Below are 20,457 nucleotides of genomic sequence, written 5' to 3'. Positions count from 1 at the left end.
TAATGCCTTGCCCATCCATGCCCGCCACGCTTCCAGACATCAACACATTGGCCCAATCGATCAAGGATTGGGGCCAGGAACTCGGTTTTGCCCACGTCGGCATCGCCGGCGTGGACCTTGGCGAGCACGAACAGCACCTGCAGCGCTGGCTCGCGGCCGGCTACCAGGGCGAGATGGAATACATGGGCGAGCACGGCACCAAGCGTTCGCGCCCCGCCGAGCTGATCCCCGGCACCCTGCGGGTGATCTCGCTGCGCATGGACTACTTGCCGGGCGACACGCAGATGGCGCAACGCCTGGCCCAGCCGGAAAAAGCCTATATCGCGCGCTACGCCCTGGGCCGCGACTACCACAAGCTGGTGCGCAAGCGCGTGCAGCACTTCGCCGACCGCATCCAGGAGGCCATCGGCCCGTTCGGCTACCGTGCCTTCGTCGACAGCGCCCCGGTGCTGGAGAAAGCCCTGGCGCAGGAGGCCGGCCTGGGCTGGATCGGCAAGAACACCTTGCTGCTCAACCGCAAGGCCGGCAGCTACTTCTTCCTCGCCGAACTGTTCGTCGACCTGCCGCTGCCGATCGACGGCGTGCAGGGCAGCGACCACTGTGGCCGCTGCCAGGCCTGCCTGGACATCTGCCCGACCCAGGCCTTCGTCGGCCCTTACCAGCTCGATGCACGGCGCTGCATTTCCTACCTGACCATCGAGCTGCGCCACGCCATTCCCGTGGAGCTGCGCCCACTGATCGGCAATCGGGTGTTCGGCTGCGACGACTGCCAGCTGGTCTGCCCATGGAACCGCTTCGCCAAGACCACCACCGAGGATGACTTCATGCCGCGGCGCGGCCTGGACAACGTCGAGTTGGCCGAGCTGTTCCTGTGGGATGAAAAGCGCTTTCTCGGCAGCACCGAAGGCTCGCCGTTGCGGCGCGCAGGGTATGAGCGGTTTTCCCGCAACCTGGCGGTGGGGCTGGGCAACGCGCCCACCACGATCCCGGTTGTAGAGGCGCTGAAAGCGCGGCGCAATGACCCGTCGGCGTTGGTGCGCGAGCATGTGGAATGGGCGCTGGGGCGGCACGGCGCCCTGTAGGCAATCATTCAGCCTTTCGGCGTGCGCAATCGCACAACGTGAAAGCGTCGGTACGTGGGAGCGGCGGTGCGCCGATGCGACTTGCCCCGCGATCTCGGCGAAGCCGGTGCATCCAATCGCGGGGCAAGCCCGCTCCCACGAGTAGCCGAACAGCTCCTGCATTCCACAGGAGCCGCGCACCATTCACTGCTGGTCGTTGTAGTGGAACTTGGGCATTTCCCAGTGGAAACGGATCGCCAGCAAGCGCACCAGGAACCCGCCAAACAGGGTCAGCAGCATCGCCTGCTCGGCCGGCACCTTGAAGTACACGCAGCCCAGGTAGAACCACGCCGCCGCGAACGACACGCTGGCGTACAGCTCGCGCCGGAACACCAACGGGATGTCGTTGCAGAAGATATCCCGCAGGATGCCGCCGAACACCCCGGTGATCACCCCGCTGATCGAGGCGACCAGGAAGCCCTGCCCCATCTCCAGTGCGGTCATGCAGCCGATCAGGGTGAACGCCACCAGCCCCAGGGCATCGAGCACCAGGAACAATGAGCGCAGATGGCGCATCAACGGCGCGATGAAGATGGTCACCAGCGCGGCAAAACTGGTCAGCACCAGGTATTCCGGGTGTTTTACCCAGGTCAGCGGGTAATGCCCGAGCAGCACGTCACGCACCGAACCGCCACCCAGGGCGGTAACACAGGCAATCAGCACCACACCGAACCAGTCCATGCCGCGACGGCCGGCAGACAGGGCGCCAGTCATGGCTTCGGCGGTGATGGCGATGAGGTAGAGCATCAACAACATGGTGCAGGTCCGTGCGGGAAAGGCGCGCAGTCTACCCAGTCGCGCGGGGCACCAAAAGAGGGCGCGCCGACGATTGTCGGCGCACGACAAGCTCAGACCTTGATGAAGTGCTCGCGGTAGTGACGCAGTTCGGCGATCGACTCGCGAATGTCGTCCAGGGCCAGGTGGGTGCCGCCCTTCTTGAAGCTGTCACGCACGTCCGGCGCCCAGCGCGCGGCCAGTTCCTTGAGCGTGGAAACGTCGAGGTTGCGGTAGTGGAAGTAGTTTTCCAGCCCGCGCATGTGCCGGTACAGGAAGCGGCGATCCTGGCAGATGCTGTTGCCGCAGATCGGCGACTTGCCCTTGGGCACCCACTGCTCCAGGAAAGCGATGGTCTGCGCCTCGGCCTCGGCCATGCTGATCTTGCTCTCGCGCACACGCTGGGTCAGGCCCGAGCCGCCGTGGGTGCGGGTGTTCCACTCGTCCATGCGCGCCAGCACTTCATCGCTGTGATGAATGGCGATCACCGGGCCTTCGGCCAGGGTGTTCAGCTCGCTGTCGGTGACGATGGTGGCCATCTCGATGATGACGTCGCTGTCCGGGTCCAGGCCGGTCATTTCCAGGTCGATCCAGATCAGGTTCTGTGGGTTCTGCATGAAAGTGCTCCTCGAATAGGCCGTCATATTAGCCCAGCCAGGCGGTGCGTGGGCGGGCCATGCTAAACTGCCGCGGTTTTCTCACTGCCCCGCCGATACGGAACCTTCATGGCCAAACGCCAGCTCAACCGCCGCCAGAACTGGCGCATCGAAAAGATCCAAGGTGAACGCGCCGCCCGCGCCGCCAAACGCGAGCAGCATGCACTGCAAGAGCTCGAAGGTGGCGACCTGGGGCCGGAGCAGTTGGGCCTGGTGATCGCCCACTTCGGTGTGCAGGTCGAGGTCGAGGCCCAGGACGGCGACGACGCCGGCCAGGTATTCCGCTGCCACCTGCGGGCCAACCTGCCGGCGCTGGTCACCGGCGATCGCGTGGTATGGCGCGCCGGCAACCAGGGCATCGGCGTGATCGTCGCCCAGATGCCGCGCAGCACCGAGCTGTGCCGGCCGAACAATCATGGCCAGCTCAAACCGGTGGCGGCCAACGTAGACCTGATCGTCATCGTCTTCGCACCCGCGCCGGAACCGCACCCCAACCTGATCGATCGCTACCTGGTGGCCGCCGAGCATGCCGGTATCCGCCCACTGCTGCTGCTCAACAAGGCCGACCTGATCAACGACGAGAACGCCCCGACGCTCAACGCCATGCTCGAGGTGTATCGCGGGCTCGGCTACCCGTTGCTGGAAGTATCGGCCCACCAGGGCGATGGCATGCAGCGCCTGCAACAGACGCTGGATGGCCATATCAGTGTGTTCGTCGGCCAGTCGGGGGTGGGCAAGTCGTCGCTGGTCAACAGCCTGCTGCCTGACGCCGGCACCCGCGTCGGCGACCTGTCCGAATGGTCGGGCCAGGGCACCCACACCACCACCACCGCGCGGCTCTATCACTTCCCCAACGGCGGCGACCTGATCGACTCCCCGGGTATCCGTGAGTTCGGCCTGGGCCATGTCAGCCGTGACGATGTGGAAGATGGCTTCATCGAGTTCCGCGAGCTGATCGGCCATTGCCGCTTCCGCGACTGCAAGCACGACCGCGAACCGGGCTGTGCATTGCTCAAGGCACTGGACGAGGGCAGCGTGACGCAACAGCGGATGAACAGCTACCGCTCGATCATCGCCAGCCTGCCGCAAGACAGCTACTGAGGCTGCGGCAGAGCGGCGGGTTCACAAGCCCTGTGGGAGCGGGTTCACCCGCGAAGCAGGCGACGCGATGCATGGCACCGGCTTCGCCGGTGTTCGCGGGTAAACCCGCTCCCACATAGATCGCGAAAACTTGAGGCAGCATCGTACCTGTGGGAGCTGGCTTGCCAGCGATGAGGCCAGCACTGACAACACAAGACAGTTGCTCCCACAGGCCTTTCACAAAGCAGAACGCCCATGACTGCATAGACAATCACGGGCGTTCTGTCTGGCAGCAACCGGTTTACTGGTTCTTCTGCTCGTCCATCTTCAACACACCATCCTCGAAGATATTCAGCTTTTGCCGCAACTCGCGAGGCTGCATCGGGTCCTGCGGCGCCGGAGTGGCGGCGCCTGGCGCACCCTGGGCCGGCGGCGTCGCTTGCGGCTGGGCCTCAGGCGTTCCCTGCTCACCCTGCTCACCCTCGATGGTGCGCTGGGCCTTCTTGGTCAGGACGATGATGTCGATACGGCGGTTGACCGGGTTGAACGGATTCTTGCGGTCGAACAGCGACGACGACGCGTACCCCACCACCCGCGCCACCTGCTCATCCGGGTAACCACCCGCGACCAGCGCACGACGCGCGGCGTTGGCACGGTTGGCCGACAGCTCCCAGTTGCCGTAGTCGCCGGTACCGGAGTACGGCTTGGCATCGGTGTGGCCACTGATGCTGATCTTGTTCGGCACCGCCTTGATGGTGTCGGCCATGGCCAGCAGGATGTCTTCGAAGTACGGCTGCAACCGCGCACTGCCAATGTCGAACATCGGCCGGTTCTCGGCGTCCATGATCTGGATGCGCAGGCCGTCCTGGGTGATCTCGAACAGGATCTGGTCCTTGAACTTCTGCAGTTGCGGGTTTTCCTCGACCTTGTTCTGCAGCTCCTGCAGCAGCAGCTCCAGGCGCTCGCGCTCGACCTGCTCGGCCATGGTCTCGACCTTGTCCTTGTCCAGCTGGATGCTGGTATCAGGCGTCGGCTCGGACTTGGTCTCGGGGTTGATGGTCTTCTCGGGGGCCAGCTGTGGCGAGCCACCCAGGTCGATGATGTAAGGCGTGCCGCTTTCGGAGAAGCCGATCGGGTCCTTGAAGTAGCCGGCAATGGCGATCTTCTGCTCGGGCGTGGCGGTGGAAAGCAGCCACAGCACGAGGAAGAACGCCATCATCGCCGTGGCGAAGTCGGCGAAGGCGATCTTCCAGGCGCCGCCATGGTGGCCTCCACCGAAGCGCTTTACGCGCTTGATGATGATGGGCTGATTGTTTTCCATGGCTTAGCGACCGCGGACCGCTTGTTCCAGCTCGGCGAAGCTTGGACGGTGCTTGGGGTACAGCACCTTGCGCCCGAACTCGACAGCCAGCGAAGGCGGCATGCCCGAGGCGGAAGCGACCAGCGAAGCCTTGATCGACTCGTACAGGTTGAGCTCTTCCTTGGCATCGTGCTCCAGGCACTTGGCCAGCGGGCCGAAGAAGCCGTAGGCGGCCAGAATACCGAAGAAGGTACCGACCAGCGCCGCACCTACGTGCAGGCCGATCGACGCCTGGTCGCCTTCGCCCAGCGACGCCATGGTTACCACGATACCCAGTACCGCCGCGACGATACCGAAGCCGGGCATGCCGTCGGCGATGCCGTTCACCGCGTGGGACGGGTGCTCCAGCTCTTCCTTCATGCTCAGCAGTTCCATGTCGAACAGGCCTTCGAGCTCGTGGGGAGCCATGTTGCCGGTGGACATGATGCGCAGGTAGTCGCAGATATAGGCGGTCATGCGTTCATCGCCCAGTACGGCGGGGTACTTGGCGAAGATCGGGCTGGCGGCGGCGTCTTCGATGTCACCTTCGATGGCCATCATGCCTTCGCGGCGACTCTTGTTGAGGATCTCGTATACCAGGCCCAGCACTTCCAGGTAGAAAGTATGGGTGAATCGGCTGCCGAACATCTTCAGCGACTTCTTGACCACATGCATGGTCATGTAGCCAGGGTTGGCCTGAAGAAACGCACCGAACGCGGCGCCGCCGATGATCAGCACTTCGAACGGCTGAATCAGCGCCGCGATCTTGCCGTGGGAAAGCACGTAGCCGCCGAGCACGCTCGCGAATACGACGATGATGCCGATAATTTTAGCCATAGGTTCAAAGCACTTGCTGTCGTGGTCAGGGTCGGGGACGGGAGCTTTAAAACTCTTCTTCTACTTATCGGCACAACTGCGCCAGACTATAGCCACTCATCGCGAAAAGCCAGTTCGGACTGATGTCAAAATGCCAATTGAAACCAAGGTGCCAAGTAAGGTTCCCGCGACGCTAGAGGCCTGGGTAAAGCTGCTCGACGGGGTGCGCCTGCCGGTGCCGAAAGAGAGCCACGACCAGGTGGTCAAGGCCATCGCCGACAGCCGTCGCTCGCTGCGCGAGATCGCCGAACTGCTGCAGGACAGCCCCGCCCTGGTGCTGTGCGTGATGCGCGAGGCCAACCATCCGGCCAGCCCCAGCCAGGCCGACCCCGCCGAAAGCCTTGAAGTAGCCCTGAATCGCCTGGGCCTTGAGCGTACCAGCCAGCTGCTGGCCCGCCTGCCCACCCTGCCCGGCGACGACATCCCGCCGGTGCTGCGCCAGTTCATGCTGATCAGCCAGCATGCCGCGCAACAAGCCAACGGCCTGTTCGCCAGCCGCCTGGCGCGGCTGTGGCAGGACATCCACTGGGGCAGCCTGCTGTTCCTCTCGCCGCTGTGGCCGCTGGCCCTGGCCTACCCGAAACTGCTGGACACCTGGGAGCTGCGGGTTATCCACAAAGGCGAGGACGCAGCCACGGTCGAGCATGAACTGTTCGGCGTGCGCATCATGTCGCTGTGCCAGGCCGTGGCCGAGCACTGGCGCCTGCCTGGCTGGGTCACCCAGGGCTATCGCCTGCTGATCGACGAACGCGAGCAACTGGCCCAGGTACTGGCCATCGCCCGCGAACCCGAGCCCCTGGCACAACAGCAGCGCCTGGACGAAGAGCCGGCCCTGCGCCGCTGGTTCAACCAGCCACCCAATACCGTCTTGCTCGCCAATGGCCTGGCGCTGGCGGCCCAGGTCGGCTGGGACAATCCGCACCTGCTGCGCTGGCAACTGCTGACCGCGCTGTACCTGCAAACCTCGCTGGAAGATGTGCAGCAGCAGGTCCACCAACAGACCGCGGCCAGTGCCCGCCACCATGCGCGCCACGCCCTCTTCCACCCGGCAGAAGCGCTGATCTGGCCCTGGCACCAGCGCCGCCCGCACCCAGACATGCTCACCCCGCCGCCGCCCAGCGCCGAAACGCTGGCGCACTGGCGCACGCTGTGCCAGGAACTGCTGGCCCAGCCAAGCCCGTTCTCCAACACCGTGCACCTGGCCGCGCAGGCGCGCGAGGCGCTGCTGGCGTGCGGCATGCAGCGCATCATGCTGCTGAGCCTGGACAAGGCCAGCGACTACCTGCGCGTGCAACAGACCGCCGGCCTGCCCAAGGAAGCTGACGCCATGGCGCTGGCGATCGGGCAGAACAAACTGCTGCAAAAGCTGATGAGCAAAGCCGGGCAACTGCGCCTGACGCCCGACAACCACGCCCAGTTCGCCGCCCTGCTGCCGGCCCCGTTGCGGGCGTTCTTCCGTAGCGAGCACCTGCTGCTGCGCTCGCTGGCCGTCGGCGAGCAGGTGCTGATGCTGGCGGTGGTCGACCAGGGCGGCAAGCCGCTGGCCGATGTCAGCGTGCAAGCCTTCGGCAAGACCGCGCAATGCATCGAGCGCGCCCTGGCCGTGTTTGCCAACCGCAATGCCTGAGCCTTGCGCTACAATCGCTGCTCTTTCCACCCTGGAGACCGTGGATGACTGACTTTTCCGGCTTGCCCCTGGTGATCGAAGCCGAGGACCTGCTACCGCGCCTGGATTCGCCAGAGCTGATCCTGGTCGACCTGAGCAGTGCCAATCGCTACGTCAGCGGGCACATCCCAGGGGCCCGCTTCGTCGAGGGCAAACGCACCCAGCTGGGTCAACCACCAGCACCCGGCCTGCTGCCGGCACTGGGCGACCTGGAGAAACTGTTCAGCGAGCTCGGCCACCGCGACGATGCCGTCTATGTGGTCTACGACGATGAAGGGGGCGGCTGGGCCGGGCGCTTCATCTGGCTGCTCGACGTGATCGGCCACCCGCACTACCACTACCTCAACGGCGGCATCCAGGCCTGGCCGGCAGACAAGCTGTCCACCGAGGCGCCGGCACCTGCCAGCACCCCGGTACGCCTGCAGTTGCACAGCGAGCCGACCGCCACCCGCGAATACCTGCAAAGCCGCCTGGGCGCCGACGACCTGGTGGTCTGGGACGCCCGCGGCCCGCAGGAGTTCAGCGGCGAAAAAGTCCTGGCTGCCAAGGGCGGGCACATCCCCGGCGCGATCAACTTCGAGTGGACCGCCGGCATGGACCTGAACGACCACCTGCGCATCCGCAAGGACATCAGGGAAGTGCTCGAACAACTGGGCATCACCCCAGACAAGGAAGTGATCACCCACTGCCAGACCCACCGCCGCTCCGGTTTCACCTACCTGGTGGCCAAGGCCCTCGGTTACCCACGCATCAAGGCTTACGCCGGCTCGTGGAGCGAATGGGGCAACCACCCCGACACGCCCGTAGAAGTTTAAGGACGCTCAATGAAATCCCGTTTGTTCATCATCAGCCAGCACCTGCTGCCGCACCACTTGCTGTCGCGCCTGGCCGGCTGCGTCGCCGAATGCCGCGCGCGCTGGTTCAAGAATGCCTTCACCGCCTGGTTCGCCAAGCGCTACCAGGTCAACATGTCCGAAGCGCTGGTCGAAGACTTGACTGCCTACGAGCACTTCAACGCCTTCTTCACCCGTGCCCTCAAGCCCGGCGCCCGCCCGCTGGACGAGACCCCCGGCGCCATCCTCTGCCCGGCCGACGGCGCGGTCAGCCAGCTCGGCCCGATCGAGCATGGCCGCATCTTCCAGGCCAAGGGCCACAGCTTCAGCGCCCTTGAGCTGCTGGGCGGCGACCCGGCCCTGGCCGCCCCCTTCATGGGCGGCGAGTTCGCCACCATCTACCTGTCGCCCAAGGACTACCACCGCGTGCACATGCCGCTGGCCGGCACCCTGCGCGAGATGGTCTACGTGCCGGGCCGGCTGTTCTCGGTCAACCAGACCACCGCAGAGAACGTCCCCGAGCTGTTCGCCCGCAACGAGCGTGTGGTCTGCCTGTTCGACACCGAGCGTGGGCCGATGGCGGTAGTGCTGGTTGGCGCGATGATCGTCGCCTCGATCGAGACCGTCTGGGCCGGCCTGGTCACGCCACCGAAGCGCGAGCTCAAGACCTTCCGCTACGACGAAGCAAGCCGCGCGCCGATCCACCTGGAGAAAGGCGCCGAACTGGGGCGCTTCAAGCTGGGCTCCACGGCGATCGTGCTGTTCGGGCCAGAGCAGGTGAAGTGGGCTGAAAACCTCGGCGCAGCGTCTGCCGTGCGCATGGGTGAGCTGCTGGCGCAGCCAGCCCAGGCCTGATCCGACGCCGCAATGAAAAAGGCCCTGCATCTGCAGGGCCTTTTCTTTTGGTGCATGGCGTATCAGGCGCGGCGTTCGTGCATCCGTGCCAGCTGGCGCTCCAGCATCGACGGGTACGGCTCCATCAACCGCTCCACGCAGCTCGCGCCCTCGGGGCTGGCGATCGGGCGGATGCGCGCACGCTGGCGCACCAGGGCATCGTCGCTGATGCGCCGCTCCACCAGCAGCAGGTTGCGGCTGTGCTGCGACAGCGCCAAGGCGTCCTGTGCCTGTTCGGTCATCAGCAGGTCGACCTGGTCCAGGCCTTGCAGGTCATCGGCCAGCACCAGGCCCAGTTGCAGTTGCAGGGTGATGCCGCTGTCGGCCACTTCGATCTGCAGGGCATGGCCCAAGGCACGCAGCAGCTCACCACAGCAGATGGCGTTGGTCAGGTAGTCCTCGCCACAGTCGCGGCTGTGGAACAGCAGCAGGGTGCCGCCGTCGCTCAGCGTGTGCACTTCGCCTTCATACAGCGAGGCAGCCTGGTCGAGGCAGTCGTTGTAGCGTTCCAGCAGCTCGGCCAGGCGGGTGCGCGGCAGGCGGCGCAGTTGCTCCTGGGAGCCCAGTTGGACGGCCAGCACGGCGCTGCTCTGGGGCTCGTTCGACTCGACGGCGATCGGCTTGGCGGGGGCGGTTTCTTCATCCATCAGGCCGGCAAAGGCTTCGTCATCGTCTTCAGCCTCGTGCACGGCGGGCCTGGTGCGCGGGGCGGCCTTTGGCGCTACCGGGGCGTCGTCGAAGTCGTCTTCTTCCTCGACCTCAGGCTCCGGCGGCGGCGGTGGCGCGAGGCGGGCGTGCAGCTGGCGGGCCAGGTCGCCGATTTCGTCCTGGCGGTCGATGGCCGGGGTGTAGGGATGCGGGTCGCGCAGCCAGACCCGCAGTTGCAGCAGCGGGGTGGAGATGAAACGGCCCAGGCGCAGGCTCAGGGTGAGGGCCAGCGCCAGCAGGATGGCGGCAAGGATGCCCATGCTCTGCAGGCTGATCAGCATCGGCTGCTGGAACTGGCCCATGTCCAGGCTGATGCGCAGTTGGCCGGCGGTCACGTCCTGGAAGGTGATCTTGGTCTGGTACACCCCTTCTGCCTCGCCCAGCAGGCTGTTGCGCGGGCGCTGGCCGGCCTCGGCGAGGATGCGGTTGTCCACGCTGTAGATGGCGGCGTGCGCCACCAGCGGGTTCTTCACCAGGTTGCCGAGCAGCACATTGAGGCTGAGGATGTCGTTGGACACCAGCAGTTCGGTGGCCGAGGTGGCGGTCTGCGTGGTCAGGCTCTGGCCAACGGCATCGGCCTGCTCATGCATGGCCTGCTTGAACTGCAAACCCATCACGCAGGCATAGATCACCAGGGCCAGGGCCACCAGGAAGATGTTATGGCTGGCGATACGCAGGGCCAGGGGGATTCGGCGCTGGCTGAGGGCTCGGTAGATCATCAGGAAGAAGTTGTCGGTTTTGACGGGCGTGGGCCGGTTCACAGAGCGCGGCTCTTAATGGCGAGAAAGTGCTGCGCAGTATAGCGAGCAGAGTTTTGTCGGCAAAGTATCGTTGGCGCCCGATGGTCACGGAAAATCGGTAGAATGCGCATTTTTCATCGAAGTCGGAGCCCGGTCTTGCGCGAAATCGTCCTGATCAACATCACTGGTGAAGACCGTCCAGGTCTTACCGCTGCCATCACCGGCGTCCTGCTCCAGGGCGGTGTGAACATCCTCGACATCGGTTTGGCGGTGATGCACGGCACGCTGTCGTTCGGCATTCTGGTCGACATTCCCGACAACGAGGTCGCCACCGGGCTGCTGCAAAGCGTGCAATCGAAGGCCCACGAGCTGAACCTGCAGGCGCGTTACACGCCGATCTCCGAAGCCGATTACCAGCACTGGGCCGACAGCCAGGGCGAGGCGCGCCATATCGTCACCCTGCTCAGCCGCCGGGTCACCCCGGAGCAGTTGCAGCGGGTCAGCGCGATCATCAGCCAGTACGGCCTGACCATCGAGCGCATCGAGCGCCTGTCCGCCCGTGTGGCGCTGGATGCCGATGCTGATAACGGCAAGGCCGCACTGGAAATTTCCGCGCGTGGCGAACCAACCGATGCCCAGGCCCTGCGTGCCGACTTCTTTGCCCTGTGCGAAGCACTGAACATCGACATCGCCTTCCAGCGCGACGACCTGTTCCGCCGCAACCGCCGCCTGGCCGTGTTCGACATGGACTCCACGCTGATTGAGGCCGAAGTGATCGACGAGCTGGCCAAGGCCGCTGGCGTGGGCGAGCAGGTGGCGGAGATCACTGAGCGTGCCATGCGTGGCGAGCTGGATTTTCGCGCCAGCTTCAAGGAGCGCATGGCGCTGCTCAAGGGCCTGGACGTTGGTGTACTCGACCAGATCGGCGCGTCGCTGCGCTTGACCGAGGGTGCCGAACACCTGTTCGCCGAACTCAAGCGCCTGGGCTACAAGACCGCCATTCTCTCCGGTGGCTTCACCTACTTCGCCAAGCAGGTGCAGGCGCGCCTGGGCATCGACTACGTATTCGCCAACGAGCTGGAAGTGGTCGATGGCAAAGTGACCGGCGTGGCCGTCGAGCCGATTGTCGACGCCCAGCGCAAGGCTGAGCTGCTGCAACAGCTGGCCAATCAGGAAGGGCTGCAGCTGGAGCAGACCATCGCCGTGGGCGATGGCGCCAACGACCTGCCAATGCTGTCGCTGGCCGGGCTGGGTGTGGCGTTCCGCGCCAAGCCGCTGGTGCGCCAGTCGGCCAAGCAGGCAATTTCCACGCTGGGGCTCGATGGCGTGCTGTACCTGCTGGGCCTGCGCGATCGCGACGCGCGCAGCTGATGATTGGCTGAACCCCTTCGCCGGCATGCCGGCGAAGACCGAGGCAATAAAAAAGCCCGCATCGCTGCGGGCTTTTTCATGGCTGGCGGATCAGAACCGATAGACTTCCATATCGGTGCGGATCGGTGAAGCCATCGGGATCTTCGACTTCTCCGGCTCCTTCTTCACCTGTACCGGCGCCGCCTGCTTGCGGGGCGCTTCCTCGGCGATGGCCGGCTGGTTGGCCAGCGGTTTGACCGTATTGCTGAGCTGCTCGGCGAGCTTCTGCAGCAACTGCCCCTGGGCCTGCACCTGAGCCGATTCGCTGCCTTGGTGCGGCTGTTCGAGGTGAACGATGCGGTTGTCACGCACTTGGCCACGACGGTCCAGTACACGCCATTGCGCATCCAGGATCGCCGGCTGGTTCTTGCCCGAATCCAGGCGGGTGATGGTCAGCAGCACCTGCACGTCCGGGGTGAAACCGGCACTGGCGGGCGCCAGCACCACGCGCTGGCTGTCCAGACGCCAGGCCAGCTGACGCACCAGCAACTGATCGATGTCCGACGAAAGGCTACCGGCCCAGCGCCCGTCGGTCGCCGCAGTCAGGCTGCCGTCGGCCTGGCGCTGCAGGAAGGTTTCGCGTTGCAGGTAGTCGGCCACCGAAACAGGGCCAAGCACCACCGCCATGCCCGCCGCCTGCGAAGGCTGGCCAGGGTCACCGCTGTCGAGCTGATACAAGGCGACCGGCTGATGCATGCTGCACCCGCTCAGGCCCAGCAGCCCAGTCATCAACAGCGCAAATGGAAGGCGCAGAAATTTCATTCATCCCATCCAGGCGGTCGCCTCAAGACTGACCGCAGTGATACTCACGTAAATTCATCCGGGCACTCGGCCACGCCGGCGCCACAAGTGCACTATCATCCGCGAAATAGCGGCCCGACTCCAGCATTTCCGCCTGCAACGGCGCCGAAAGCGCCGCTGCAGACGTGCTACCCGCTTATGCCGGGGTTTCCACCAGCAGTGCATCGACACGCTGGAAACCACGTGGCAATTTGCTACCACGGCGACCGCGCTCACCCTTGTAATGCTCGAGGTCGTCCGGTTTCAGAGACAGGGTACGCTTGCCAGCCTGCAATACAAGGGTCGCCCCCTCGCTGACCACCGCAAGATCGGTGACATATTCTTCACGGCTGGCCACCCGGTCGCCCGGCACGCCGATGATCTTGTTGCCCTTGCCCTTGCCCAGCTGCGGCAGGTCAGCAACCTTGAACACCAGCAGGCGCCCTTCGGTGGTCACTGCGGCCAGCCAATCCTGCTCGCGGTCGGCCACCGGGCGCGGGGTCATGACCTTGGCACCGTTTGGCAGGCTCAGCAGGCCCTTGCCGGCCTTGTTCTTGGCCTGCAGGTCCTCACCCTTGACCACGAAGCCGTAGCCGGCGTCGGACGCCACCACGTACAGGGCATCGTCGTCCGGCAGCAGCACGCACTCGAAGGTAGCGCCCGGCGGCGGCGTCAGGCGGCCGGTCAACGGCTCGCCCTGGCCACGGGCGGACGGCAGGCTGTGGGCAGCCAGCGAATAGCTGCGCCCGGTGGAGTCGATCAATACGGCAAACTGGTTGGAGCGCCCGGCGGCAGCGGCCTTGAAGCCATCGCCGGCCTTGTACGAAAGCCCCGTGGCATCAATGTCGTGGCCCTTGGCGCAGCGCACCCAACCCTTCTCCGACAGCACCACGGTGACCGGCTCGGTCGGCATCAGCTCGTTTTCCGACAGGGCCTTGGCTTCGGCCCGCTCGACGATCGGCGAGCGACGGTCGTCGCCGTAGGTTTCGGCATCTTCGATCAGTTCACTGCGTACCAGCTTGCGCAGCTTGGCATCGCTGCCCAGCAGCGTGGTCAGGCGCTTCTGCTCCTTGAGCAGGTCGTCGGTTTCGCCACGGATCTTCATCTCCTCCAGGCGTGCCAACTGACGCAGGCGCGTTTCGAGGATGTAGTCAGCCTGGATCTCGGTCAGCTCGAAACGCTCGATCAGCGCCTGCTTCGGATGCTCTTCGGTGCGGATGATGTGGATCACTTCATCCAGGTTGAGGAACGCCTTGAGCAAGCCTTCCAACAGGTGCAGGCGGCGCTCGACCTTGTCCAGGCGGTGCTGCAGGCGGCGGCGAACGGTACCGATGCGGAACTCCAGCCACTCCAGCAACAAGGCACGCAGGCTCTTGAGCTGCGGACGGCCGTCGAGGCCGATGATGTTGACGTTGACCCGGTAGGTACTCTCAAGGTCGGTGGTGGCGAACAGGTGCTGCATCAGCTCGGCGGCATCGACGCGGTTGGAGCGCGGGATGATGACGATGCGGCAGGGGTTCTCGTGGTCCGACTCGTCGCGCAGGTCAGCGACCATCGGCAGTTTCTTGGCCTGCATCTGCGCGGCGATCTGCTCCAGCACCTTGGCCCCGGAGACCTGGTGCGGCAGCGCGGTGACGACGATATCGCCGTCTTCGACGCGGTACACCGCACGCATGCGGATCGAGCCCTTGCCGCTCTCGTACATCTTGAGGATGTCGGCGCGTGGGGTGACGATCTCGGCCTCGGTCGGGTAGTCCGGCCCCTGGATGTGCTCGCACAGCTGCTCAAGCGTGGCCTTGGGCTCGTCGAGCAGGCGCACGCAGGCACTGGCCACTTCGCGCAGGTTGTGCGGCGGCACATCGGTGGCCATGCCCACGGCGATGCCGGTGGTACCGTTGAGCAGGATATTCGGCAGGCGCGCCGGCAATACCGCCGGCTCCTGCAGGGTGCCGTCGAAGTTCGGCACCCAGTCGGCAGTGCCCTGGCCCAGCTCGCTGAGCAGCACTTCGGAGTAACGCGACAGGCGCGCCTCGGTGTAACGCATGGCGGCGAACGACTTCGGATCGTCCGGCGCACCCCAGTTACCCTGGCCGTCGACCAGGGTGTAGCGGTAGCTGAACGGCTGGGCCATCAGCACCATGGCTTCGTAGCAGGCCGAATCGCCGTGAGGGTGGAACTTGCCGAGCACGTCACCGACGGTACGTGCCGACTTCTTGTGCTTGGAATCGGCATCGAGCCCCAACTCGCTCATGGCATAGACGATACGGCGCTGCACCGGCTTGAGGCCGTCGCCGATGTGCGGCAGCGCGCGGTCCATGATCACGTACATGGAGTAGTTGAGGTAGGCCTGTTCGGTGAATTCAGCCAGGGAACGGCGTTCGACACCGTCCAGGCTGAGTTCGAGTGAGTCGCTCATGCGGGCCTCGTCATTTCAGGTTCTGGCGCAGCAGCATGGTGCCGCCGCGCTGGGTAAATTCAAGTTGTTTGAGGGCGCTCATGCCCAGCAGCACGGCCTGGCCGTCGAGGCCTGGCACCACCAGGGCGCGCACGTCGCGCAGGTGGATGTCGCCCAGCAGCAGGCTGTCGATACGGGTGCGGTAACCTTCCGTGCGGCCATTGGCGGTGCTCAGCGTCACGGGTGCGCCACGGGCCAGATCGAGGTCGCGGGCCAGCGCCTCGGGAATGGCCACGTCGGTGGCCCCGGTGTCGAGCATGAAATGCACCACCCGGCCATTGATCGCGCCATCGGCGACAAAATGCCCCTGGCCGTTGCTCAGCAGGCGCACTTCGACGAAACCATCGCCCAGGGTGCTCTGCACTTCGCTGTTCGGGTTTTCCTGTCGCGCTTCCCACTCGCCGAAAAAACGCGTGGCGAGGAACATCGCCGCCGCCCAGGCAAGCACCATCAGCACCCTACCCGCACGTTTGCCCGGTGCCTGGCTCATGGTTTGCCGCTCCAGCCGCCCTGTGGCGCGGCGAAGCGCCAGACGATCGGCCGCGCCTCACCATCGGCGCGCACGCCATTGTTGTTGTCCACGCCAATCCAGGCGCCGTCCTTGTCGATCACCAGCGCTTCGGCAAGGCCGTAGGGTTGATCGTACTGACGGGGCGCCAGCAACGCGTCGGCGGCAAACGACCAGCAGCGCTCGACCGCGCCGCTGTCGGCATCCCGCCGGCAAATGCGGTAGGCATTGCGCTCCAGGGTGAACAGCTTGCCGTCGAACAGCGCGAGGTCGGCGAAGTCCCGTGACAGGGCGCGTGCCCCCGGGAACTGGGCTGGCTGCATCTCGACGCCGGCCTCGCTGAACATCACGCAACTGCGCCCGCAGGCCCATACCGATTGCTGGCGCTGCACCGAAAGCAGGCCACGGCGCTCGCGCTCGGCGGCCAGCCACAGGCGGTCGCCCGCCGGATTGACCGCCAGGCCTTCGAACAACGCATTGAAGTGCAGCAGCATGCCACTGGCACGGGCCTGGCGAACCATCGACTGATCAATTTTCAACCAGTTCGGTTCCCCCTCGGCCGGCAATTGCAGCACCGCCGCGTGCGCTTCGCTGACGACATAGAAATTACCGGCCTGATCACAGGCGATCCCTTCAAAGTCCAGCGCCCCGCCACGAACGAACGATGCGGCCCAGTTGCGCGACTTCAGCCCCCACGGCAGGCCGGTGTCCGGCGCCGCGGGCGGGGTGAACACCAGCGCTTCGGCGCGCCAGGTGCTATCGCCCTGGTCGAGGCGATAGATGCGGTCGTCGTCGCGGTCGGACACCGCCCACAGCGCCCCGCGGCACACCGCCAGGCCGGACAGGTTACCGCCACGCATGCCTTCGACCGGGTGCTCGCGGGTGAGCTTGAGCTCCGGCCAGTCCTGCGCCAGGGCCGGCAACATCGACAACGCCAGGCAAAATGCCAGGAGCGGACGAATCAAACCAGGACCTCGGCCAGGTTGCCTTTGGTCTCCAGCCAGCTCTTGCGGTCACCGGCGCGCTTCTTGGCCAGCAGCATGTCCATGATCTCGGTGGTACCCGCCAGGTCGTCGAGCGTGAGCTGGACCAGGCGCCGGGTGTTCGGGTCCATGGTGGTTTCGCGCAGCTGCGGCGGGTTCATCTCGCCCAGCCCCTTGAATCGGGTGACCTGCGGCTTGCCGCGCTTCTTCTCGGCGACCAGGCGATCAAGGATGCCATCACGCTCGGCTTCGTCGAGGGCATAGTAGATCTCCTTGCCCAAGTCGATGCGGTACAACGGCGGCATGGCCACGTAGACGTGACCGGCCTCGACCAGCGGGCGGAAATGCTGGACGAACAGCGCGCACAGCAAGGTGGCGATGTGCAGGCCGTCGGAGTCGGCGTCGGCGAGAATGCAGATCTTGCCGTAGCGCAGTTGGGTCAGGTCGGTGGCACCCGGATCGACGCCGATGGCCACGGCGATGTTGTGCACTTCCTGGCTGGCCAGCACTTCACCGCCATCGACCTCCCAGGTGTTGAGGATCTTGCCGCGCAGCGGCAGGATCGCCTGGAACTCCTTGTCCCGCGCCTGCTTGGCCGAACCACCGGCGGAGTCACCCTCGACCAGGAACAGCTCGGCGCGCATCGGGTCTTGGCCGGCGCAGTCAGCCAGCTTGCCCGGCAGCGCCGGCCCCTGGGTGACGCGCTTGCGCTCGACCTTCTTGCTCGCCTTCAGGCGGCGGCCGGCATTGCTGATGGCAAGCTCCGCCAGTTGCATGCCCAGCTCGGGGTGGGCGTTGAGCCACAGGCTGAACGCGTCCTTGACCACGCCAGAGACGAACGCCGCCGCCTCGCGGGACGACAGGCGCTCCTTGGTCTGGCCGGAGAACTGCGGTTCCTGCATCTTCATCGACAAGACGAAGCTGATGCGCTCCCAGACGTCCTCCGGGGCCAGTTTGACCCCACGCGGCAGCAGGTTGCGGAACTCGCAGAACTCGCGCATGGCATCCAGCAGGCCCTGGCGCAGGCCGTTGACGTGGGTGCCGCCCTGGGCGGTGGGGATCAGGTTGACGTAGCTTTCCTGGATGCTGTCGCCGCCCTCTGGCAGCCACAGCAGGGCCCAGTCGACCGCTTCCTTGTTACCGGCCAGGCTGCCGCAGAACGGCTCGTCGGGCAGGCGCAGGTATTCACTGACCGAGTCGACCAGGTAGGAACGCAGGCCGTCCTCGTAGTGCCACTCGACCTTCTCGCCGGTGCCTTTGTCTTCGAAGCTGATCGACAGCCCCGGGCACAGCACGGCCTTGGCCTTGAGCACGTGCTTGAGGCGGCTGATGGAGAACTTGGGCGAGTCGAAGTACTTGGGATCAGGCGTGAAGTACACGCTGGTGCCGGTGTTGCGCTTGCCGACGGAGCCGACCACCTCCAGCTCGCTGGCCTTGAAGCCGTCGGCAAAGGTCATCTGGTACTCGTTGCCATCGCGCTTCACGCGCACCCGCACCTGGGTGGACAGGGCGTTGACCACCGAAATACCGACGCCGTGCAAACCGCCGGAGAACTGGTAGTTCTTGTTGGAGAACTTGCCGCCGGCATGCAGCTTGGTGAGGATCAGTTCGACACCGGACACGCCCTCTTCGGGGTGGATGTCCACCGGCATGCCGCGGCCGTCGTCGCACACTTCCAGCGAGTGGTCGGCGTGCAGGATCACCTGCACCGAACGGGCGTGGCCAGCCAGGGCTTCGTCGACACTGTTGTCGATGACTTCCTGGGCCAGGTGGTTCGGCCGGCTGGTGTCGGTGTACATGCCCGGGCGTTTGCGGACCGGGTCAAGGCCCGAGAGGACTTCGATGGCGTCTGCGTTATAGGCGCTACCGCTGGGATTGGCCATGGGGTCTCGTCGTCAGTCAGGTGAATGCAAAAAGCTCAAAGTACAGAAAAGTCCAACGCCGCATACTGCCCACGGGCAATACCGGCAAAGCTCAGCAGCGCCGGGAGCTGTTCGGCGAAGCCTTGGTAGCTGTGGTCGCCGCCGGCCTGGATACGCAGGGCACAGGCTCGGTAATAGCGCTCGGCCTGGCGATAGTCCAGCGTTTCATCGGCGGTCTGCAACCACACTTGATAGCGGCTGGCATCTAGCGGGGCTGGCACTTCCAGCTCGGCCAAGGCCTGCACATGGTCGTGGGTCAGCTCCCAGGCTTCGTCGGTATACAGGTTGCGCTGGGTGCCGAGATAACCATCGAACAACCGGTGCGGGGCGACCGCCGGGTTGATCAGCAGGGCCTTGAGGCCGTGGCGCTCGGCCAAGTGGGTGGCATAGTAGCCGCCCAGCGAGCTGCCGACCAGCAAGGGCGCGCCGAGCTCGCCGATAGCCGCCTCAAGCTGTGCGATGGCTTGCCGCGGATGGTGATGCAGGGCTGGGACGCGCAGTTGCTCAGCCAGGCCGATCTGCTGCATGACCGCCTCGAGTTGGCGGGCCTTCTTCGACAGCGGCGAGCTGTTGAAGCCATGGATATAAAGGATGGAACCCGACATGCTGCCCCCGGACGCAAAGACGCGCAGTGTAGCCTGTTCGAGGAGCATTGGTTCAGTGCAGGGATTTTCGCAACACATTCTTCAAAATGCGCGCTGCGGCTTGTGATTCAACACGGACACTGTGGGAGCGGCTTTAGCCGCGAACACCGGCAGAGCCGGTGCCATCCACCGCGTCGCTTGCTTCGCGGCTAAAGCCGCTCCCACAGGATTGGCCCCCATCTCCCGCCTGAGCTCAGTAGCCCGGGCTGTCGAAATCCAGCTTCACCACAAAATCCCGCGCCCGCTCCACCCCGGTCTCCAACCGCCCGTCGGCATGCAGGCGCAACCAGCGGTACCCCGGCTGCTCTTCACTCACCTGGAAGTCCTCGCTGCCCGGCGCGAACTGAATGCAGGTCGAGGGCGTGGCCAGCAAGCGCACACCCTCGCGCACCTGGTCCCATTCCTGGTGAACATGCCCCCAAAGCAGCGCTTTCACCTGTGGATAAGCTTTTACCCGCAGCAGAAGCTGGTCAGCATTACGCAACCCGATTGGCGCCATCCACGCACAACCGATATCCACCGGCTGATGGTGGCAGCACACCAGGCAATGACGCTCACCGGCAGCGGCCAACGCCTGATCCAGCGTGGCCAACTGGTCTTCAGCCAGCAGCCCGAACGTGGCACCGACCACCGCCGAATCGAGCATCACGATGCGCCAGGCGCCGATATCGGTCACCGCCGTGATCAGTTCCGGCGCCACCTTGGCCATTACCTGGGCTTCGTCGTGATTGCCCGGCAACCAGCGTGCCGGCGCACCGAACCCGGCGGTCAGCCCGCGGAATGCTTCATAGGAGGCCACACTGGCATCCTGGGACAGATCCCCCGTGCACAGCAAAAGGTCAATGCGCGGCTGTTCACGGCGTACCTGCGCCACCACATGTTCAAGGCTGTCGCGGGTATTGAGCCCCAGCAGCGTCCCAGCGGGAGCGGCGAACAGATGGGCATCGGTCAGTTGCACCACATGAACGGGTGACTCTGCGAAAAGTGCTTGCGGCAACGGCCGTCTCCTCGAACGGATTCAGCACGGATTATGGCGATGGATCGCTTTGGAGCAAATACTCGAAGCCG

Annotated in this window: 18 protein-coding genes; 6 read left to right on the top strand and 12 right to left on the bottom strand. The window is 65.1% G+C overall.

Going from position 1 to position 20,457, the window contains the following annotated elements:
- The first annotated feature begins 17 nt into the window (after window positions 1–17).
- Complete coding sequence (gene queG, locus ABE459_RS13525; protein WP_316905269.1) at window positions 18–1,082, top strand: tRNA epoxyqueuosine(34) reductase QueG; 1,065 nt, start codon at window positions 18–20, stop codon at window positions 1,080–1,082.
- Window positions 1,083–1,265: 183 nt separating this feature from the next.
- Here queG and ABE459_RS13520 read toward each other — a convergent pair whose 3' ends face one another.
- Window positions 1,266–1,877: a trimeric intracellular cation channel family protein gene (locus tag ABE459_RS13520; RefSeq protein ID WP_110996140.1), complete on the bottom strand. Its 612-nt coding sequence runs from the start codon at window positions 1,875–1,877 to the stop codon at window positions 1,266–1,268.
- 92 nt (window positions 1,878–1,969) lie between these two features.
- Window positions 1,970–2,512: an oligoribonuclease gene (gene orn / locus ABE459_RS13515; RefSeq protein WP_323830434.1), complete on the bottom strand. Its 543-nt coding sequence runs from the start codon at window positions 2,510–2,512 to the stop codon at window positions 1,970–1,972.
- A gap of 108 nt (window positions 2,513–2,620) precedes the next feature.
- Between orn and rsgA the strand changes: the two genes are divergently transcribed.
- Window positions 2,621–3,652, top strand: coding sequence for a small ribosomal subunit biogenesis GTPase RsgA (gene rsgA / locus ABE459_RS13510; protein WP_125465763.1), 1,032 nt, complete (start codon window positions 2,621–2,623; stop codon window positions 3,650–3,652).
- A 280-nt stretch (window positions 3,653–3,932) separates the two neighbouring features.
- Here the strand turns inward: rsgA and motB are convergent, their stop codons facing one another.
- Both motB and motA read right to left on the bottom strand, forming a co-directional pair.
- Window positions 3,933–4,952, bottom strand: coding sequence for a flagellar motor protein MotB (gene motB / locus ABE459_RS13505; protein WP_323830435.1), 1,020 nt, complete (start codon window positions 4,950–4,952; stop codon window positions 3,933–3,935).
- A 3-nt stretch (window positions 4,953–4,955) separates the two neighbouring features.
- On the bottom strand, window positions 4,956–5,807 hold the full coding sequence (gene motA, locus ABE459_RS13500; protein WP_110996144.1) for a flagellar motor stator protein MotA: 852 nt from the start codon (window positions 5,805–5,807) through the stop codon (window positions 4,956–4,958).
- A 130-nt stretch (window positions 5,808–5,937) separates the two neighbouring features.
- Between motA and ABE459_RS13495 the strand changes: the two genes are divergently transcribed.
- From ABE459_RS13495 to asd, 3 genes are read left to right on the top strand one after another with little or no spacing between them, the layout of a single operon-like run.
- Window positions 5,938–7,473, top strand: coding sequence for an HDOD domain-containing protein (locus ABE459_RS13495; RefSeq protein WP_323830436.1), 1,536 nt, complete (start codon window positions 5,938–5,940; stop codon window positions 7,471–7,473).
- 44 nt (window positions 7,474–7,517) lie between these two features.
- Entirely contained in the window at window positions 7,518–8,327 is an 810-nt protein-coding gene (locus tag ABE459_RS13490; RefSeq protein WP_323830437.1) for a rhodanese-like domain-containing protein, read from the top strand.
- A gap of 9 nt (window positions 8,328–8,336) precedes the next feature.
- On the top strand, window positions 8,337–9,200 hold the full coding sequence (gene asd, locus ABE459_RS13485; protein ID WP_110996147.1) for an archaetidylserine decarboxylase: 864 nt from the start codon (window positions 8,337–8,339) through the stop codon (window positions 9,198–9,200).
- A 62-nt stretch (window positions 9,201–9,262) separates the two neighbouring features.
- Here asd and ABE459_RS13480 read toward each other — a convergent pair whose 3' ends face one another.
- A complete protein-coding gene (locus tag ABE459_RS13480; protein WP_323830438.1) occupies window positions 9,263–10,708 on the bottom strand; it encodes a histidine kinase in 1,446 nt (481 codons plus the stop codon).
- 135 nt (window positions 10,709–10,843) lie between these two features.
- On the opposite strand from ABE459_RS13480, the gene serB reads away from it, so the two are divergent.
- Entirely contained in the window at window positions 10,844–12,058 is a 1,215-nt protein-coding gene (gene serB / locus ABE459_RS13475) for a phosphoserine phosphatase SerB (RefSeq protein WP_323830439.1), read from the top strand.
- Window positions 12,059–12,148: 90 nt separating this feature from the next.
- On the opposite strand, the gene ABE459_RS13470 is transcribed toward serB, so the two are convergent.
- From ABE459_RS13470 to cpdA, 7 genes are all read right to left on the bottom strand, one after another.
- Entirely contained in the window at window positions 12,149–12,859 is a 711-nt protein-coding gene (locus ABE459_RS13470) for an ABC-type transport auxiliary lipoprotein family protein (RefSeq protein WP_125860674.1), read from the bottom strand.
- A gap of 175 nt (window positions 12,860–13,034) precedes the next feature.
- The gene (gene parC / locus ABE459_RS13465) at window positions 13,035–15,293 is read right to left on the bottom strand and encodes a DNA topoisomerase IV subunit A (protein WP_323830440.1); all 2,259 of its coding nucleotides are present in this window, start codon (window positions 15,291–15,293) and stop codon (window positions 13,035–13,037) included.
- Between the two features lie 10 nt (window positions 15,294–15,303).
- Window positions 15,304–15,822 (bottom strand): TIGR02281 family clan AA aspartic protease, encoded by a 519-nt coding sequence (locus ABE459_RS13460; protein WP_322359522.1) that lies wholly within the window; start codon window positions 15,820–15,822, stop codon window positions 15,304–15,306.
- Entirely contained in the window at window positions 15,819–16,805 is a 987-nt protein-coding gene (locus ABE459_RS13455; protein ID WP_323830441.1) for an esterase-like activity of phytase family protein, read from the bottom strand. The genes ABE459_RS13460 and ABE459_RS13455 overlap by 4 nt, the downstream gene beginning before the upstream one ends.
- Window positions 16,802–18,706, bottom strand: a complete 1,905-nt coding sequence (gene parE / locus ABE459_RS13450) for a DNA topoisomerase IV subunit B (protein WP_323830442.1) — start codon at window positions 18,704–18,706, stop codon at window positions 16,802–16,804. The genes ABE459_RS13455 and parE overlap by 4 nt, the downstream gene beginning before the upstream one ends.
- A gap of 35 nt (window positions 18,707–18,741) precedes the next feature.
- The gene (locus tag ABE459_RS13445) at window positions 18,742–19,350 is read right to left on the bottom strand and encodes a YqiA/YcfP family alpha/beta fold hydrolase (protein ID WP_125465773.1); all 609 of its coding nucleotides are present in this window, start codon (window positions 19,348–19,350) and stop codon (window positions 18,742–18,744) included.
- 232 nt (window positions 19,351–19,582) lie between these two features.
- Window positions 19,583–20,386 carry a 3',5'-cyclic-AMP phosphodiesterase gene (gene cpdA / locus ABE459_RS13440; protein ID WP_323830443.1) on the bottom strand — a complete coding sequence of 268 codons (804 nt, stop codon included), beginning with the start codon at window positions 20,384–20,386 and terminating at the stop codon, window positions 19,583–19,585.
- Between the last annotated feature and the right edge of the window lie 71 nt (window positions 20,387–20,457).

It is taken from the genome of Pseudomonas sp. TWI923 (genome assembly GCF_039673365.1).
Lineage (GTDB): Bacteria > Pseudomonadota > Gammaproteobacteria > Pseudomonadales > Pseudomonadaceae > Aquipseudomonas > Aquipseudomonas sichuanensis.
This window is presented reverse-complemented; position numbering and strand designations above follow the sequence as displayed.

Coding starts and splice junctions, on each gene's coding strand:
- queG (WP_316905269.1), top strand. CDS start 18: ATGCCCGCCACGCTTCCAGACATCAACACATTGGCCCAATCGATCAAG.
- ABE459_RS13520 (WP_110996140.1), bottom strand. CDS start 1,877: ATGTTGTTGATGCTCTACCTCATCGCCATCACCGCCGAAGCCATGACT.
- orn (WP_323830434.1), bottom strand. CDS start 2,512: ATGCAGAACCCACAGAACCTGATCTGGATCGACCTGGAAATGACCGGC.
- rsgA (WP_125465763.1), top strand. CDS start 2,621: ATGGCCAAACGCCAGCTCAACCGCCGCCAGAACTGGCGCATCGAAAAG.
- motB (WP_323830435.1), bottom strand. CDS start 4,952: ATGGAAAACAATCAGCCCATCATCATCAAGCGCGTAAAGCGCTTCGGT.
- motA (WP_110996144.1), bottom strand. CDS start 5,807: ATGGCTAAAATTATCGGCATCATCGTCGTATTCGCGAGCGTGCTCGGC.
- ABE459_RS13495 (WP_323830436.1), top strand. CDS start 5,938: ATGCCAATTGAAACCAAGGTGCCAAGTAAGGTTCCCGCGACGCTAGAG.
- ABE459_RS13490 (WP_323830437.1), top strand. CDS start 7,518: ATGACTGACTTTTCCGGCTTGCCCCTGGTGATCGAAGCCGAGGACCTG.
- asd (WP_110996147.1), top strand. CDS start 8,337: ATGAAATCCCGTTTGTTCATCATCAGCCAGCACCTGCTGCCGCACCAC.
- ABE459_RS13470 (WP_125860674.1), bottom strand. CDS start 12,859: ATGAAATTTCTGCGCCTTCCATTTGCGCTGTTGATGACTGGGCTGCTG.
- parC (WP_323830440.1), bottom strand. CDS start 15,293: ATGAGCGACTCACTCGAACTCAGCCTGGACGGTGTCGAACGCCGTTCC.
- ABE459_RS13460 (WP_322359522.1), bottom strand. CDS start 15,822: ATGAGCCAGGCACCGGGCAAACGTGCGGGTAGGGTGCTGATGGTGCTT.
- parE (WP_323830442.1), bottom strand. CDS start 18,706: ATGGCCAATCCCAGCGGTAGCGCCTATAACGCAGACGCCATCGAAGTC.
- ABE459_RS13445 (WP_125465773.1), bottom strand. CDS start 19,350: ATGTCGGGTTCCATCCTTTATATCCATGGCTTCAACAGCTCGCCGCTG.